The sequence below is a fragment of the Luteibacter sp. Sphag1AF genome, assembly GCF_014192715.1.
Lineage (GTDB): Bacteria > Pseudomonadota > Gammaproteobacteria > Xanthomonadales > Rhodanobacteraceae > Luteibacter.
The window spans coordinates 33,368-48,301 of sequence record NZ_JACHYH010000011.1; the positions used below are offsets into that span (position 1 = coordinate 33,368).

The following is a 14,934-nucleotide window of genomic DNA, read 5'->3' on the forward strand; positions in this document are numbered from 1 at the left end:
CCATGCGTTACGTGGCACCCACGAGGGCGGCCTTCGACCGCCGTCTTCTCGGGGTGCCACCGCTTTCCCGGTGGGCATTCGCCCACGATCTGCTCGGCTCTGATCATTGGCCCGACGTGGCGGCGCTCAATGCGCTGCCCGGCCGCGATGCCGGGCGCACGTTTGTCACGCAGGATGTGGCGCTGCTGTCCGATGGGCTGCATTACGAAGAGCGCATCGCGAATCACGGTGCCATCGCCACGCGTGCAGACAACTGGCACGACCTTCTCAACGCACTCGTCTGGCTTCGCTATCCGGCATTGAAGCGTGCGCTCAATGCGAGGCAGATGGTCGAGATTGCGCTCATGGGGCGCAAGCAGCGCTCACGCCCGCAGTGTGCGCTTACCCATTTTGATGAGGCCGGTTTGCTGGTGGTGCTGAGTGATCCCGCGATGCTGGACGCATGGGATGTCCACGACTGGCACGGGCTCTTCTGGCGTCACCGCGATGCATGGCTGCGTGGCGACGCGCGCGTGGAAGTGTTTGGACACGCGCTGCTGGAACACGCGCTGACACCGGACACGCTGCTGGTGGGCAAGGCGCTGGTGGTGATGGGCGATGCATCGGTGGATGTCGCGCAGCTGTGCGCCAACGTTATCAGTGACGGCAGCATTCTTCGAGATCCGCAGGAATTGCGCCCATTGCCGGTGAGCGGCGTGCCGGGCTGGCACACGCGAACGGATGAGGAAGCGTTCTATCGGGAAGCGGCGTGCTTTCAACCGCTGCGCGCCGGACGGACATATCCGCCGGCGCTGTTGGGCTGATCGTTCAGATCAGGCCGTGATCGCGGGCGTACTGACCCAGCAAGCTGTCGTGATCCACGCCTAACTTGCGCATCGCGTCGCGCTTCTGGCGGCTGATGGTCTTGACGGATTTGCCTTCGCGCTCTGCGATTTCGCCCAGCGACAGGCCGCTGACAAACATCCGGATCACATCGCTCTCGCGGGGCGACAAAGGCATGTCGGTGGTGGGCGTGGCCGTTTTTTCTGCCTCGTTCAGCGCATGGAGCAGGCTTTCGCTGAGGTAGGTTTCACCGGCATCCACGGCGCGCACGGCGTCAGCCAGTTCATCCATCGGCGAGCGCTTGTCCACGATGCCCGCCGCGCCGCGCGCCAGCATGGCGTGCAGGGCGCTGGCCCGGTCGATCATGGTCAGCACCAGCAGCGAAACGTCCGGAAATTCGCGGGTAACGTTCTCGATGAGCGTCAGGCCATCGTTCTGCGATTCGCTGGGCATCAGGAAATCGGTAATCACCACATCGCAGGGATGTTCGCGCAGCAGCTGGACCAGTTCATCCGCATTCTTGGCGGTGGCCACCACATTGATGCCCGCGGTACGAAGGGCCAGGGAGCCCCCGATCGCTACCAGCGGGTGGTCGTCGGCTAGGATGACTTTGAGCGACATGCTTTATGGTTCTCGTTTGGGACGGCGCGACAACTTCACGAATCGCTTGCCATTGATTATGCCTAGGAACCATCGTCGCGCGTACGGATCAGCATGATTTTCCGAATTATCTTAATTTTACTGCTAATTATTCCCGTCTCCGTGCAGGCGCAGACTGACGCTGCGCCGCGTGAGCAAACGTCCTGGTTGCGTTTGCATCCGGTGCTGGTCGTGGGCGCGTACCGTGAGGGATACCCGCCTTTTGAGGAAATTCGTAGGGGTGAGCTGGAAGGGCTGGGCCCGGACTACCTTCGTGAGCTCGCCTCGCGACTGGGTGTCACCCTCGAAACCCGAATGTTTCCCACCTGGCCGGATTTGCTGGCTGCGCTCGCGCGCGGTGAGATTGACGTGGCGACCAGCGTCACCCCGCTGGAGGCAGGCATGCCCGGTGTTCGCGTGGGCGCGACCTATTTCGAGTCGCTGCCGGTGCTTGTGGAGCGCGTGGACGCACCCGTGGCCAGCCCTCTGGACGAGTTGCAGGGCAAGATCGTGACGGTACACGCGGGCTATTTCGACGTGGCCGCGTTACGCCGCGAACTGCCCCAAAGCACCATTCTTGAGACGGCATCTACCGAGGAGGCCCTGCGCCGGGTGGCCGATGGCCGGGCAGCCGCCTATATCGACAATCCTTACACCGCCCGCGAGTTCATCGGCCGGCTGGGTATGGAAAGCCAGCTGCGCATAGGCGCCCCGGTGGCGCTGCCCCTGAGCGCGCTGGCGTTCGCCGTGCCGGAAGACCGGGCTGTGCTGGGTGAGGCGCTTGATCGTGAACTGGCCGGGCTGACGGCAGCGGACCATGGACGCTTGCGCGCGCGTTGGGTCGGGCGCGATGTGGCGCCGCTGCCCCGGGCCGGCCAGATTCCCCTGAGTGCCAGCGAGCGCGCCTGGCTGCGCGGCCTGCCGGCCCTGCGCCTGGGTGTCGATCCCAGCTACGTACCTTTCAGCCTGTTGAGTGAGCGGGGCGAGGCCGAAGGTCTGGCGCTGGATTACGTGCGCGAGATCGCCGACGAACTGGGCATCCGCTTCATTCAGGTGCCCAGCGCCAACTGGACGGAAACCGTGGGGCGCGTGAAGCGTGGTGAGGTGGACGTGGTAGGCGCGGTCAATCCGCGCAGCGCCACGTTCCCCTGGTTGCAGGCCAGTGTGCCGTATCTCGAATTCCCCATCATGATCGTGACGCGCGAGGGCTCGCCCACCGTGGCGTCGCTGGACGATCTGGCCGGGAAGCGCGTCATTGCCAATACGTCGCGCGAACCGGTGAAGCGCCTCGTTGAGCGCATTGTCGACGTCAAGGCCATGCCGGTGACCACGGAGCAGGAGGGCCTGGAGCGCCTGGTCAACGGCGACGGCGATGCCTTCGTCGGCAATCTTGCGTCCGTGGATTACCTCATTCGCGCGCATTACCTCGGTCGCCTGAAAGTGGCAGCGCCCACGGGCGAAAACGAAGCGATTGCCATCGGCGTGCGCCGCGAGCTGGCGCCGCTGCTGCCACTGGTCAATCGTGTGCTGGTCAACATGGCACCGCGCAGGCAGCAGGAAATCCGCAATACCTGGTTCGCCTCGCACTACGTCGTGGGCCCCACGTGGCGTGACATTGCCGGACGGGTCGGCCCGTTTGTCGCGGTGCTGCTCGCATCGCTGGCGGCCATCAGCTACGCGTATCTGCGCCTGCGTCGTGAAACGCGGCTGCGCGTGCGCAGTGAGCGCCAGCTCGCCGACGTCACCGCGCATGTGCCGGCGGTCGTTTACGAATTCATTCGCGACCGCCACGCGCATTATTCGCTGGCCTATGTGGGCGGCAATCCGGAAACCATCGTCGGCGCCACGGCCGACGAGCTTCTGGACGGTGGCTTGGCGGTACTGGAGCGCGTGGTGCCTGAAGATCGCGTGGCGCTGAAAGACGCCATCGAACGCTCCGCGCGCGAACTCACGCCATTGCATGCCACGATTCGCTATCGCCTGGAAGGTGCCACCCGGTACCTCAGTTCCGATGCCGTGCCACTGGCGCGTCCGGACGGGGCGGTGCACTGGAATGGTTACTGGATTGATGTAACCGCGCAGCAGCTGGCGGCACGCAATCTGGCGCGCGCCAAAGAAGAGGCGGAAGCCGCGACGCGGGCGAAAAGTGATTTCCTGGCCACGATCAGCCATGAAATCCGCACGCCCATGAATGGCGTGATCGGCCTGCTGGATGTGCTGGAGCAAACCTCGCTGGACGGCGAGCAGCACTCTCTGGTCGCGACCATCGAGCATTCGGCGTCTGCGTTGTTGCAGATTCTGGATGATGTGCTGGACTTCTCGAAGATCGAAGCCGGTCATCTTGAGCTGGAGCCGCGTCCGGCCGATCTTCGCGAACTGGTCGATGGCGCGGTCAGCATCATGGCGGGGCAGGCGCATTCAAAAGGCCTTCGCCTTCGCGTGCAACTGGACCCGCGACTCGCGGCGCTACATGCGCTGGACGCCGGCCGCCTGCGTCAGGTGCTACTGAACCTCATCAGCAACGCGATCAAATTTACGGCGTCGGGCGAGGTCGTCGTGGAAGTGATCGTGGCCGACGATGCCATGGCGCGACAGGGCATGCAGATCCGGGTCACCGACACCGGCATTGGCATCCATGCGGCGAAATTGCGTCATGTGTTCGGGTCGTTCAGTCAGGCCGAATCGTCCACCACGCGCCGCTTCGGCGGCACGGGCCTGGGCCTTGCGATTTCGCGCCGGCTGGTCGAGCGCATGGGCGGCCATATCGGCATTGAAAGCGAACTGGGGCAGGGCTCCGCGGTTACCGTGACGCTTGATCTTCCGGTGGTATCGCGCGAACTGGTGCGGCGCGTGGATGGCAGGCACACCGCGTCCATTGATGGCGTCAGTCCGTCGTTGCATGCGGCGCTAGCGGGCATGCTGGAGACACTGGGCATAGCAACGGTGGAAGATGCGGGTGAGGTCCGCTTCACCGGCGATGCAGCGGCCACGGGAGCGCGCGTCGTGCGGCTGGTGGATACCGTGCTGCCGCGCGGCCATGCGCGCGACGGCAGCACGCTGATCCTCAGCACCAATCCGCTCAAGTGGCCTGCCGTGGGCACGGTAGCCCGCTGGGCATTGGGGCAGGGCGACGACGCATTGTTCAGCGCCGACGCACGCACCCCCGTGCCCCGCAAGCACGCGCGCATCCTTCTGGCCGAGGATCATCCGGTCAACCAGCACCTCGTGCGCATTCAACTGGACCTGCGCGGCTACGCCTGCGATGTGGTGGAGAACGGCGAGGATGCACTACTGGCGCTCTCGCAAATTCAGTACGACCTGCTTCTGGTGGACTGCCACATGCCATTGGTGGACGGTTATGCGGTGGCCCGCGAGGTGCGCCGTCGTGAAGCTGGAGGGGATCGCCATCTGCCTATCATTGGCATGACGGCCGATGCACGGCCTGATCAGGACGACGCCTGCCGCGAGGCAGGCATGGACGACCTGTTGCGCAAGCCCGTGCGCCTGGATGCGTTTCACGCGGCCGTGGCGCGCTGGCTCAAGGCCGACGGTGTGGCCGCCGCAAACGAAGACGCGCCGGCGGAGGCATTTGATCTGCCGCGCCTGCGCCGCACGTTCGGCGGCGACACGAACGTCGCACTGGTTGCCTCACACGGCGCGCAGGCGACGATGGATGCGTTGTCCCGATTTGATGACGTGCTGGCGCGCGGCGAGCCGGAGGAACTGGCGGGCTGGGTGCATCACGTGCTGGGTGGCGTGAATGCGTTCGGTACATCGCATGTGGCCACCGAGGGCGACGCGCTGGAGCGCAGCCTGCGTGACACGCACGTTGTGGACGCCACCCGGCTGCGTGCCTATGCGCAGGACGTGCATGGGTTCGCCGACAAGCTGCGTGCGCTGGCCAGGGAGCTGGGCGGCGAGGCTTAGTCGTATTCCACGGCCGCCACGCAGAAGCGTGTGCGACCACCGGGCAGTTCCGCATCGAACTCGTCGTCCACGCGCTTCTTCAGCACGGCGCGCGCCATGGGTGAGTCGATGCTGATCCAGCCAAGGCGGGCGTCGGTTTCGTCGGGGCCGACAATGCGATAGCGCACCATCTCGCCGGTTTCCACGTTTTCGATGTCTATGGTTGCGCCGAAGAACACGGCATCGCGCTGGGTCGGCGCCGCTTCCACTACTTTGAGCGCAGGGATGCGTTTGCTGAGATAGCGTGCGCGACGGTCGATCTCGCCGAGCTGCTTCTTGCGATAGATGTATTCGGCGTTCTCGGAGCGGTCGCCTTCGGCGGCTGCGGCGGCCAGTGCCTTGACGACTTCGGGCCGCACGGTGTGCCACAGGTGATCCAGTTCTGCCTTCAGGCGCTCGAAGCCTGCGCGCGTGATGATCGCGGTGGACGAGGGGGAGGGTGGACGCCAGCGGCTCATGCGCGTGCCTCTTCGTTGCGCCACGTATGCGCCAGTTGTTCCAGATCGAAACGCAACGGATGGTCGCCGGCTTCGCTCAATATGCGATCAATGAGCGCCAGTGCCTCGCGACGTTCACCCAGCTGATCCAGCATGCGTGCCGCAATCATGCCGTAATGCGGTGCGCCGAAATCTTGGGGCCATGCGGTACGGAAGCCTGTGGCCAGGCGCAGCGCAATGCGTGGCATGGCCGCCTGTGCGGCGGTTTCGGCGAGTGGTCCCGCTGTTTCCGGTGCATCCGGAAGGAAGTCCGGGTCGATGTCCATGCAGTCGATCACCACGGTCAATGCGCGGCGCAGGTCGTTCTGCGCCACGAGTGCGGCGATCCAGATCTGGCCGTGCACCAGCAATTCCGCGTGACGGTTCTGCTTGCGCAACAGCTGGCGGTAACGCGTATGCACCGCTGGCGGTGCGGAGTAGCCGCGCAGCCGCTCGGTCAGAAGATCGGTAGCGGCGGCGATGTCGTCCATCGCAACGAAGTCCACGTGCGCCAGCAGGTCGTCGTCGGCGTTCTGACCCGATTCCGCTGCCAGTGCCTCGGCCTTGGGCGAAAGGCCCAGCTCCGCATGGTGCTGATGAAGCAGCGAGCCCATCAGGTAGAAGTTGAAGATCGTCAAGTAGTTCGCCACCAGGTAATACAGCGGGATCGACAGGGGCGTGCCGCGCAGCGCGTGCTCGGCGCCCAGTTGCAGCAAGCTGGTGAGGAAGACGAGGCCCACCAGCACGAAGTACGCGCGGCCGAGCCGCGCGATCACCGCAAACCAGTTCAGCGGGTTGAGCGCCGCGCCCAGCCCGTCATAGGCCAGCGACATGGTGATGATGGGCATCACGAAGCCGAAACCCAACGACACGAGAAGGCCGGATACGCCAAAGAAGAACGGCGCCAGCACGGAGGCGGCGGCGCCCACCAGCTGAATGATGATGAGGCTGATGGCCTGGCCCTGTTCGGTCTCCATCACCATTTCCGGCGGGTCGGCAAAGCCGTCGGCCGTGTGGCGAAGGCACTCGAACGCGTACATGTACACGGCAGACCACCCCATGAACGCAATGAGCATGCCGATGCCGGGCACCACGCTCAGTACGTTGAACAGCGCCACCGCGATGATGGTGATGAGGGCGGGACCGCGCAGCGGATAGCGCACGCCATGAGCCAGCCGTTGGGCAAAGGGCGTATCGGCGTCGAACACCGCGTGCCTTGGCATCAGCGCTTGCCGCCGAAGATGCTGCCGAGAATGCCGCGTACGATTTGCTGGCCGACAGATGATCCGACCTGGCGCGTCACCGACTTGGCCATCGTTTCGATCATGCCCTGGCGGCGTTTGGTGCCAAGGAGGGCGTCGCGCACCGCGCCGCCCCAACCTGCGTCGGCGTCCTGCTGTGCCCCACCGGTTCCGGCCTTCCGCCCGGTGACCGGCGGGGCGTTGTCGTCGTTTTTCGCGCTGGCGCGCGCGGCAAGCATTTCTTCCGCGGACTCGCGATTCACCGCGTTGTCGTACTTCGCGCCAACAGGCGAGCGCGCGCGGATCGTGGCGCGTTCTTCATCGGTGATCGCGCCAATGCGGCAGGTGGGTGTGCTGACCAGAATCTGCTGCACTGGCGTGGGCACACCGCCGTCGCCCAGCGTGGATGCCAGCGCTTCGCCGACGCCCAGAGCGCCAATGGCTTCAGTGACGTCGAGTTTGGGATTGCGGGCAAATGTTTCTGCCGCCGCGCGCACGGCCTTCTGGTCGCGCGGTGTGAAAGCACGAAGTGCGTGCTGCACGCGATTGCCAAGCTGACCCAGGATGTCGCCGGGCACGTCGTCCGGATTCTGCGAGCAGAAATACACGCCCACGCCCTTGGACCGGATAAGCCGAACGACCTGTTCCACGCGCTGGCGCAACGCGGGCGGCGCGTCGTCGAACAGCAGGTGCGCCTCGTCAAAGAAGAACACCATCTTCGGCTGCTCCAGATCGCCGACTTCGGGAAGCTGCTCGAAGAGTTCGGACAGCAGCCACAGCAAGAAGGTGGAATACAGGCGCGGTTTCAGGATCAGTGTCTGCGCTGCCAGCACGCTGATGACGCCGCGGCCGCTCATGTCCTGGCGCATGAGGTCGGCAAGCTCCAGCGCGGGCTCGCCAAAGAATGAGTCGGCCCCGTCGGACTCCAGCTTCAGCAGGGAGCGCTGGATGGCGGCGATGCTTTGCGCGCTGATGAGGCCGTATCGGGCAGAGATGTCTTTCGCGTGCCCGGAAGCAAAGGCGAGCATCGCGCGTAGATCGGGAAGGTCGAGCAGCAGCAGGCCTTCGTCATCCGCCACCTTGAACACGACTTCGAGCACGCCTTCCTGGGTGTCGTTCAATTCCATGATGCGGGCGAGCAGCGTCGGCCCCATCTCCGACACGGTGGCGCGCACGGGGTGGCCGAGCTTGCCGTAGATGTCCCAGAAGACGACCGGGTTCGCTTCCGGCTTCCAGCCGTTCAATCCCAGCCTGGCCAGTCGCGCATTCAGCTTTTCCGAGGGCGCCGCAGCCGCATGGGACAATCCGGCAAGGTCGCCCTTCGCGTCGGCGAGGAAGCAGGGCACACCCATTCGCGAGAAGCCTTCGGCCAGCACCATCAGCGATACCGACTTGCCGGTGCCGGTAGCCCCCGCGATCATGCCGTGGCGATTGCCATAGCGGGAATCCAGTTCCACCTGGGCTTCGTCGTTGCGGCCAATGAAGATGCTGGGCATGGCTGAGGTCTTCACTATGAATGAGTCGTCCGGATTGTAGTTGAGTCGTCAGCCGCGCACAGGTAACGTGGCCGGATTGTTCGCCCATCGAGTAGTCCATGCCGTCCGCTGTCCTGTTGCGTCGCTTCGCGCTTCTTCCTCTGGCTTTGCTTGCCGCGTGTTCGTCCGGCGGCGGCACACGCCCCGGCAGCGGCAAGGCGACCCCCCAGGTCAACGCGCTGTACGACCGGATGAATCAGGCCAGTAAAGGCTATGAGGCGTCCATAGATCAGGCGCGTCGGGGTGACACGCCGACGGCCGCCAAGTCGCGCGCCGTGGCACTGGACCAGTTGAAGGACGCCTCGGCCCGCTGCGGGCTGACTCCCGGCTGCGATCCGCAGCGCTTCTTCTCGGTGTTCGATCGCCTGCTGCGCCTGAAGGACGGCAGCTTCATCGAGGGCGAAGACGGCGACGACATGGCCGACAGTCCAGAGTCGGGTGCTTCACCGGGCGACGCCAGCACGTCGCCGGCGGCCGGCATGGCAGCACTGCCGCAGGCCCAGCGCAGCGTCACCATGCTGCGCGGGCACGAATTCTCCGACCTGATGGTCATGAATGGCCCGGTGAAGGCGTCGCTGGAGCTGTGGCTGACCCAGCTTCGCCCGAACCTGATGGACGCGTACGTCAATTACCAGTTCATGCGCTACCGCATGTGGCCCGAGTACAAAGTGGCCGGGCTGCCCGAGGCGCTGCTGTTCGGCATCATGGCCAAGGAGTCCGGAGGCAAGGTGCATGCCGTGTCGCGCTCCGGTGCTTCGGGCCCGTTGCAGTTCATGTACGCCACCGGCCTGCGTTTTGGCCTGTCCAACACCGATGGCTTCGACCAGCGCTTCGACCCGGGCATGGCAGCGCGCGCGAATGCGCAGTACATCGACGAACAGCTGGAAGTGTTCAACAACAATCTTGAGCTGACGCTGGCGGCTTACAACGGCGGCGAAGGCCGCATGAAGCGCATGGCCGCCGCGAACCCGGGCGTCAGCTTCTACGATCCGCAGATTTACAACCAGATGTCGGCGGAAACCCGCGACTACGTGCCGATGGTGCTGGCTGCCGCCTGGCTGTTCCTGCATCCGGACAGTTACCACCTGAAGTGGCCGCGCGTGGATGGCGAGCCGGGTGCCATCGTGCTGAAGCGTCCCGCGTCGCTGAGCGAGCTGACCATTTGCTTGGGTTCCGCCGAGGGCATGACCGATGGCTGGTTCCGCACGCTGCGCAACCTCAACCCGCGTCTGGACCCGATGATCGCGCAGCCGGTGGGCACGCGCCTGGAAGTGCCCAAGCAACTGGAGCGGGTGTACGCGTCCAGTTGTGCGGATGGCCCGTGGCCCATTCTTGCCAACGATCTGCACACGGCGGTAAAGATCATTGCGCCCCCACCGCCGCCCTCGTCGTCTGCCCCCACGCCGACGCCCGCGCCCGCAAAATCGCAGGGATCACGCAGCTACACAGTGAAGCGCGGCGACACGCTGGTCAGCATTGCGCGCAAGGTCGACTGCGCCGATGTCGAAGACATCGCCCGCATGAATGGCCTGAAGGGGCACCAGCTGAAAGTGGGACAGGTGCTGAAACTGCCGGTCTGCCGCTGAGCGGCACCGGAGCGCGCCATCAAGCGATGGCGCGCGGATCCATCCAGTCCGAAACGGCATCGCGACGCGGTGCCGACAATTCCTTGATCTGACGTATCAGGCGCAGGATCTGGCGGTGGAGGTCTTCCATGCCAGCGCGCTTGGCGTTCAGGGTTTCGTGATAAACCGCTGCGATCCACAGTGCCACGCCGCGCGTGGCAATCAGGTGGTTGTCCGAGCGCGCCTTGGTCAGCCCGATGTCGGGGCCGAGGCCATAGGTGCTGTAGCGCTCATCGGCAGGCGTGCCATACAGGTGAGGGAAATCACAGGCCGCAGCCAGCTCCATTTCCCGCTTCACCAGTTGCTGCAGGTCGGCGTGTGCGCGGGCGGGCAGGGCAAGCACGACGCGTTCAATATCGGCTAGCTGCCTGCGAAGACGGATCTCGCGATTGACAGCAATGAGGTGGCTGACGAGGCGCATTGGATAATTCCCCCAGGACGATGCGTTTCGACCCGTACCGTCCCCCCGGTGGTACGCGAAGGCTTGGAGCATACCCCCTTGCCGCGTCCAATGTAAGCCGTTTTGGTCACAAGGTGACGCGTCAGGTCACAACCGGACGCATCAGCCCTGCCAGCGGCCCAGCCTCTGTCCTACCGTGACCTGCTGCTGCGGTGCGAGCTCGTCCAGCTCGTAACCGGGCGGAAGCAGCAGGATCACCGTGGAGCCCATGTTGAAGCGCGCCATTTCGCCGAACTGTTCGATGTGAACGTTGCGGCCGCGGCAGTCGTTGCGACGGATGGAGGAGGCGTACGGCGGAATGACCAGGCCGTCCCACACCGTGGCCACGCTGGATACCAGGATGGCGCCAACCATCACCGACACGAACGGGCCGCGCTCGCCATCGAAGTGGCAGACCAGGCGTTCGTTGCGCGCAAAAAGTCGCGGAATGGCGGCCACGGCAAACGGCGCCACGCTGAAGATGCGGCCGGGCACGTGCGTGGTGTGGGTCAGTTCGCCGGCCAGCGGCATGTGCACGCGGTGATAGTCACGCGGCGAAAGGTAGATGGTGACGAAGCGGCCGTTGCGGAACGGCAGCGCGGCAGTCTCGTCGCCCAGCAGCTCGGCAGCGGTGTACTCCTGGCCTTTCGCCTGGAAGATGCGGCCATCGACGATGCGGCCCATCTGGCTGATGCGTCCATCCGCCGGGCACAGCAGCAGGTCCTGGCCCGGGGCGGCCGTGCGCGCATCGGCACGCAGGCGGCGGGTGAAGAACGCATTGAAGTGCTGGTAAGACAGCGGGTCCGGCTGAGCGGCCTGGCTCATGTCCACGTTGTAGCGGCGGACGATCTGCGAGATCAGGAAGTTTTTCCACGGCGCGAACGTCCACCGGGTGGCCCAGTAGATCACGCGCGAGAGGGCCCGATGCGGAAGGATGTATTGCAGGAGGACTTTGGGTGTCATCGAAGGATTATGCGTGAAGTCTTCGGTTCACCGGAAGTTGTGTCGTCCATGGGGCACGGCGCGCACCCCTGGGCCGGCCGTGCCGTCTTCTTAAGCGGGTCCGTGGTCAGCCAGCTATACTGTTGCGCCCATCCAGGCACGCCGCCCCGTGACGCACGAACTGTCTTCCATCATTGATTTCATCCGTTATGGCGCCAGCCGTTTCTCGGCCGCCGGGCTGACGTTCGGGCACAGCCACGACAATCCCATTGATGAAGCCACTCATCTCGTGCTGGCCGCGCTGCATCTGCCGCCGGATCTGCCGCCCGCGTACGGCACCGGCCGTCTGGTGGCCGACGAGCGCGAGCGCGTGCTGGCGCTGATCGAGCGCCGCATTGTCGAGCGCGTGCCGGTAGCGTATCTGGTGGGTGAAACCTGGTTCGCCGGCCTCAAATTCAAGAGCGACAGCCGCGCGCTGGTGCCGCGTTCGCCCATCGCCGAGCTGATTGAAGGCCGCTTCACCCCGTGGCTGGATGATCGCCACGTGGAGCGCGCGCTTGATCTGTGCACCGGCTCGGGCTGCATCGGCATCGCCATGGCCGAGTACAACCCCGACTGGCAGGTGGACATCGTCGACATCAGCGACGACGCGCTGTCGCTCGCCAATGAAAACATCGCCTACCAGCACGTGGAAGGCCGTGTGCGCGCCATCAAGTCCGACCTCTTCTCGGGCGTGAAGGGCGAGCGCTACGACCTCATCGTGTCCAACCCGCCTTACGTCACCAACGACGAATACGCGGCGATGCCGGCCGAATATAGCCATGAGCCTGTCCTTGGTCTGACATCCGGTGATGATGGACTGGACATCACGCTTCGCATCCTTGCCGAGGCCGCCGATCACCTCACCGACGACGGCCTGCTCATCGTGGAAGTGGGTGACAGCGAGCATGCGCTGGTCGAGTTGTTGCCCGAGTTGCCTTTTGTCTGGCTGGAGTTCAAGGTCGGTCAGATGGGCATCTTCGCGCTGGAACGTCGCGATCTGGTCGAACATGCCAGCGCCATTGCCGCGGTGCGCGCCACACGCCCCTGACCTTTTTCCGGAAGCCCTGTGTCCTCCAATACGTTCGGCAAGATCCTGAGTGTCACCACCTTCGGCGAAAGCCACGGCCCGGCCATCGGATGCGTCATCGATGGCTGCCCTCCCGGACTGAAGCTGGAGGCGGATGATTTCCGGGCCGATCTGGACCGTCGCGCGACAGGGCGCTCGCGCCATACGTCGCAGCGGCGCGAGACAGACGACATCGAAATCCTCTCCGGCGTGTACGAGGGCCAGACCACCGGCACGCCCATCGCGCTGCTCATCCGCAACATGGATGCGCGCTCGAAGGATTACGGCAACATCGCCGACACCTTCCGTCCCGGCCACGCGGATTACGCATACTGGCAGAAGTACGGCATCCGCGACCCGCGCGGTGGTGGCCGCTCATCGGCGCGCGAAACCACCATGCGGGTCGCGGCGGGAGTGGTAGCGAAGAAGTGGCTGGCCGAGCGCCATGGCATCGCCGTCCACGCGCATCTGGCTCAGCTGGGTGCCATCACGCCCCGCGGCTTCGACCCGGCGGCCATCGAGGAAAACCCGTTCTTCTGGCCGTGGGCCGAGCAGGTGCCGGAGCTGGAAACCTATATGGATGGCCTGCGCAAGTCCGGCGACTCGGTCGGCGCGCGCGTCACCGTCATTGCCCACGGCGTGCCGCCCGGTTGGGGTGAGCCCATCTACGGCAAGCTCGATGGCGACCTCGCTGCGGCGATGATGTCGATCAATGCGGTCAAGGGTGTGGAAATCGGCGACGGCTTCGCCGCCGTGACCCAGAATGGCTCCGTGCACCGCGACGAAATGACCGCAGACGGCTTTACGTCCAACCATGCCGGTGGCGTGCTGGGCGGCATCAGCACCGGTCAGGCGGTGGTGGCTTCGATGGCGTTCAAGCCCACCTCCAGCATCCTGGTGCCCGGTCACAGCATCGACAAGGCCGGTCAGCCGGTGGATGTGGTGACCAAGGGCCGCCACGACCCATGCGTCGGCATCCGCGCCATTCCCATCGCCGAGGCGATGATGGCCCTCGTTCTCATGGATCACGCGTTGCGCCATCGTGCCCAGTGCGGTGACGTGGGCGACGTGTCGCCGCGCATTCCGGGTGCTGTCGGGCAGGGCAACGCATGAACGGCAAGCCGAAGCTATGGATTTCCCGCCCCGTGTTCGAGGACGTGATCGCGCCCCTGCACGATGTGTTCGACGTGCAGATGGAGCCGGTGGAGCGGCCCATCCCGCCCGCCGTGCTCGTGGAGCGTCTGGCGGATGTGGATGCGGCCATCGTGGGTCTGGCCGACCGCATTGAAGCGTCCGTGCTGGCCCAGGCACCGAAGCTGCGCTTCGTGGCCAACCTTGGCGTCGGCTACAACAATCTGGATCTGGACGCACTGACCGCCGCCGGAGTGGGGGCGTCCAACACGCCGGACGTCCTCAATGAAACCGTGGCCGACTACGCCTGGGCGCTGATGCTGGGTGCCGCCCGCAAGGTCAACGCCGCCGAGCGCTGGTTGCGCGATGGTCAATGGAAGTCATCGCGTTTCGACGGCTGGCTGGGCGCGGATGTGCACGGTCGCACGCTGGGCATCCTGGGCATGGGCCGCATTGGCCAGGCCATCGCGCGTCGTGCTGTCGGCTTCCGCACGAAAGTCATTTATCACAATCGCTCGCGGCTGGCCGACGACGTCGAGCGCGAGTGCGCTGCCCGCTACGTCGACAAGGACACGCTGCTGGCCGAGTCGGACCACCTGATCCTGGTGCTGCCGTTCACGCCGGCCAACCGCCACGCCATTGGCGCGCCCGAACTGGCCCGCATGAAGCCGACGGCCATTCTCATCAACATTGCCCGTGGTGGCATCGTCGATGACGTGGCGCTGGCCCACGCGCTGGCACAGGGCACCATTGCCGGTGCGGCACTGGATGTCTTCGAGGGCGAGCCGGCGCTGCACCCGTCGCTGCTGGAAGTCGACAACGTTTTGCTGAGTCCGCATATCGCCAGCGCAAGTCGAGACACGCGTCGCGGTATGGCGGCGCTGGCTGTGGACAATGTGCTGGCTGCGTTCGGACAAGGTCCGCATGCGGGCCGGCCGCCCAGCCTTTTGAATCCGGGTGTGCTGGCCTGAGGCCTGCGCACCTTCTTCCGCCCCCAAGACTAAAGAGAC

General features: G+C 65.1%; 12 protein-coding genes. 6 read left to right on the forward strand and 6 right to left on the reverse strand.

The window, feature by feature from the left end:
- Positions 1-2: 2 nt before the first annotated feature.
- Positions 3-803 carry a DUF3025 domain-containing protein gene (locus FHW69_RS17880; protein ID WP_183424467.1) on the forward strand — a complete coding sequence of 267 codons (801 nt, stop codon included), beginning with the start codon at positions 3-5 and terminating at the stop codon, positions 801-803.
- Between the two features lie 4 nt (positions 804-807).
- Here FHW69_RS17880 and FHW69_RS17885 read toward each other — a convergent pair whose 3' ends face one another.
- Positions 808-1,443 carry a response regulator transcription factor gene (locus FHW69_RS17885; protein ID WP_183424468.1) on the reverse strand — a complete coding sequence of 212 codons (636 nt, stop codon included), beginning with the start codon at positions 1,441-1,443 and terminating at the stop codon, positions 808-810.
- A 186-nt stretch (positions 1,444-1,629) separates the two neighbouring features.
- Between FHW69_RS17885 and FHW69_RS17890 the strand changes: the two genes are divergently transcribed.
- Positions 1,630-5,388 carry a transporter substrate-binding domain-containing protein gene (locus tag FHW69_RS17890; protein ID WP_183424469.1) on the forward strand — a complete coding sequence of 1,253 codons (3,759 nt, stop codon included), beginning with the start codon at positions 1,630-1,632 and terminating at the stop codon, positions 5,386-5,388.
- On the opposite strand, the gene greB is transcribed toward FHW69_RS17890, so the two are convergent.
- Genes greB through FHW69_RS17905 form a run of 3 tightly spaced genes read right to left on the reverse strand, consistent with a single transcriptional unit; the run spans position 5,385 to position 8,640 of the window.
- Positions 5,385-5,885: a transcription elongation factor GreB gene (gene greB / locus FHW69_RS17895; RefSeq protein WP_183424470.1), complete on the reverse strand. Its 501-nt coding sequence runs from the start codon at positions 5,883-5,885 to the stop codon at positions 5,385-5,387. The genes FHW69_RS17890 and greB overlap by 4 nt on opposite strands.
- Entirely contained in the window at positions 5,882-7,126 is a 1,245-nt protein-coding gene (locus tag FHW69_RS17900; RefSeq protein ID WP_183424471.1) for a DUF4013 domain-containing protein, read from the reverse strand. The genes greB and FHW69_RS17900 overlap by 4 nt, the downstream gene beginning before the upstream one ends.
- Entirely contained in the window at positions 7,126-8,640 is a 1,515-nt protein-coding gene (locus tag FHW69_RS17905) for a helicase HerA-like domain-containing protein (protein WP_183424472.1), read from the reverse strand. The genes FHW69_RS17900 and FHW69_RS17905 overlap by 1 nt, the downstream gene beginning before the upstream one ends.
- Positions 8,641-8,738: 98 nt before the next feature.
- Between FHW69_RS17905 and FHW69_RS17910 the strand changes: the two genes are divergently transcribed.
- Positions 8,739-10,265: a transglycosylase SLT domain-containing protein gene (locus tag FHW69_RS17910; RefSeq protein WP_183424473.1), complete on the forward strand. Its 1,527-nt coding sequence runs from the start codon at positions 8,739-8,741 to the stop codon at positions 10,263-10,265.
- Between the two features lie 19 nt (positions 10,266-10,284).
- Here the strand turns inward: FHW69_RS17910 and FHW69_RS17915 are convergent, their stop codons facing one another.
- Together FHW69_RS17915 and asd are read right to left on the reverse strand one after the other, a co-directional pair.
- Positions 10,285-10,725: a hypothetical protein gene (locus FHW69_RS17915; RefSeq protein ID WP_183424474.1), complete on the reverse strand. Its 441-nt coding sequence runs from the start codon at positions 10,723-10,725 to the stop codon at positions 10,285-10,287.
- A 141-nt stretch (positions 10,726-10,866) separates the two neighbouring features.
- Positions 10,867-11,706, reverse strand: a complete 840-nt coding sequence (gene asd / locus FHW69_RS17920) for an archaetidylserine decarboxylase (RefSeq protein WP_183424475.1) — start codon at positions 11,704-11,706, stop codon at positions 10,867-10,869.
- A gap of 148 nt (positions 11,707-11,854) precedes the next feature.
- Here asd and prmB point away from each other — a divergent pair, with 148 nt between their 5' ends.
- Genes prmB through FHW69_RS17935 form a run of 3 tightly spaced genes read left to right on the forward strand, consistent with a single transcriptional unit; the run spans position 11,855 to position 14,895 of the window.
- Entirely contained in the window at positions 11,855-12,775 is a 921-nt protein-coding gene (gene prmB / locus FHW69_RS17925; RefSeq protein WP_183424476.1) for a 50S ribosomal protein L3 N(5)-glutamine methyltransferase, read from the forward strand.
- An 18-nt stretch (positions 12,776-12,793) separates the two neighbouring features.
- Positions 12,794-13,906, forward strand: a complete 1,113-nt coding sequence (gene aroC, locus FHW69_RS17930; protein WP_183424477.1) for a chorismate synthase — start codon at positions 12,794-12,796, stop codon at positions 13,904-13,906.
- The gene (locus FHW69_RS17935) at positions 13,903-14,895 is read left to right on the forward strand and encodes a D-glycerate dehydrogenase (protein ID WP_183424478.1); all 993 of its coding nucleotides are present in this window, start codon (positions 13,903-13,905) and stop codon (positions 14,893-14,895) included. Before aroC ends, FHW69_RS17935 begins: the two co-directional genes overlap by 4 nt.
- The last annotated feature ends 39 nt before the right edge of the window (positions 14,896-14,934 follow it).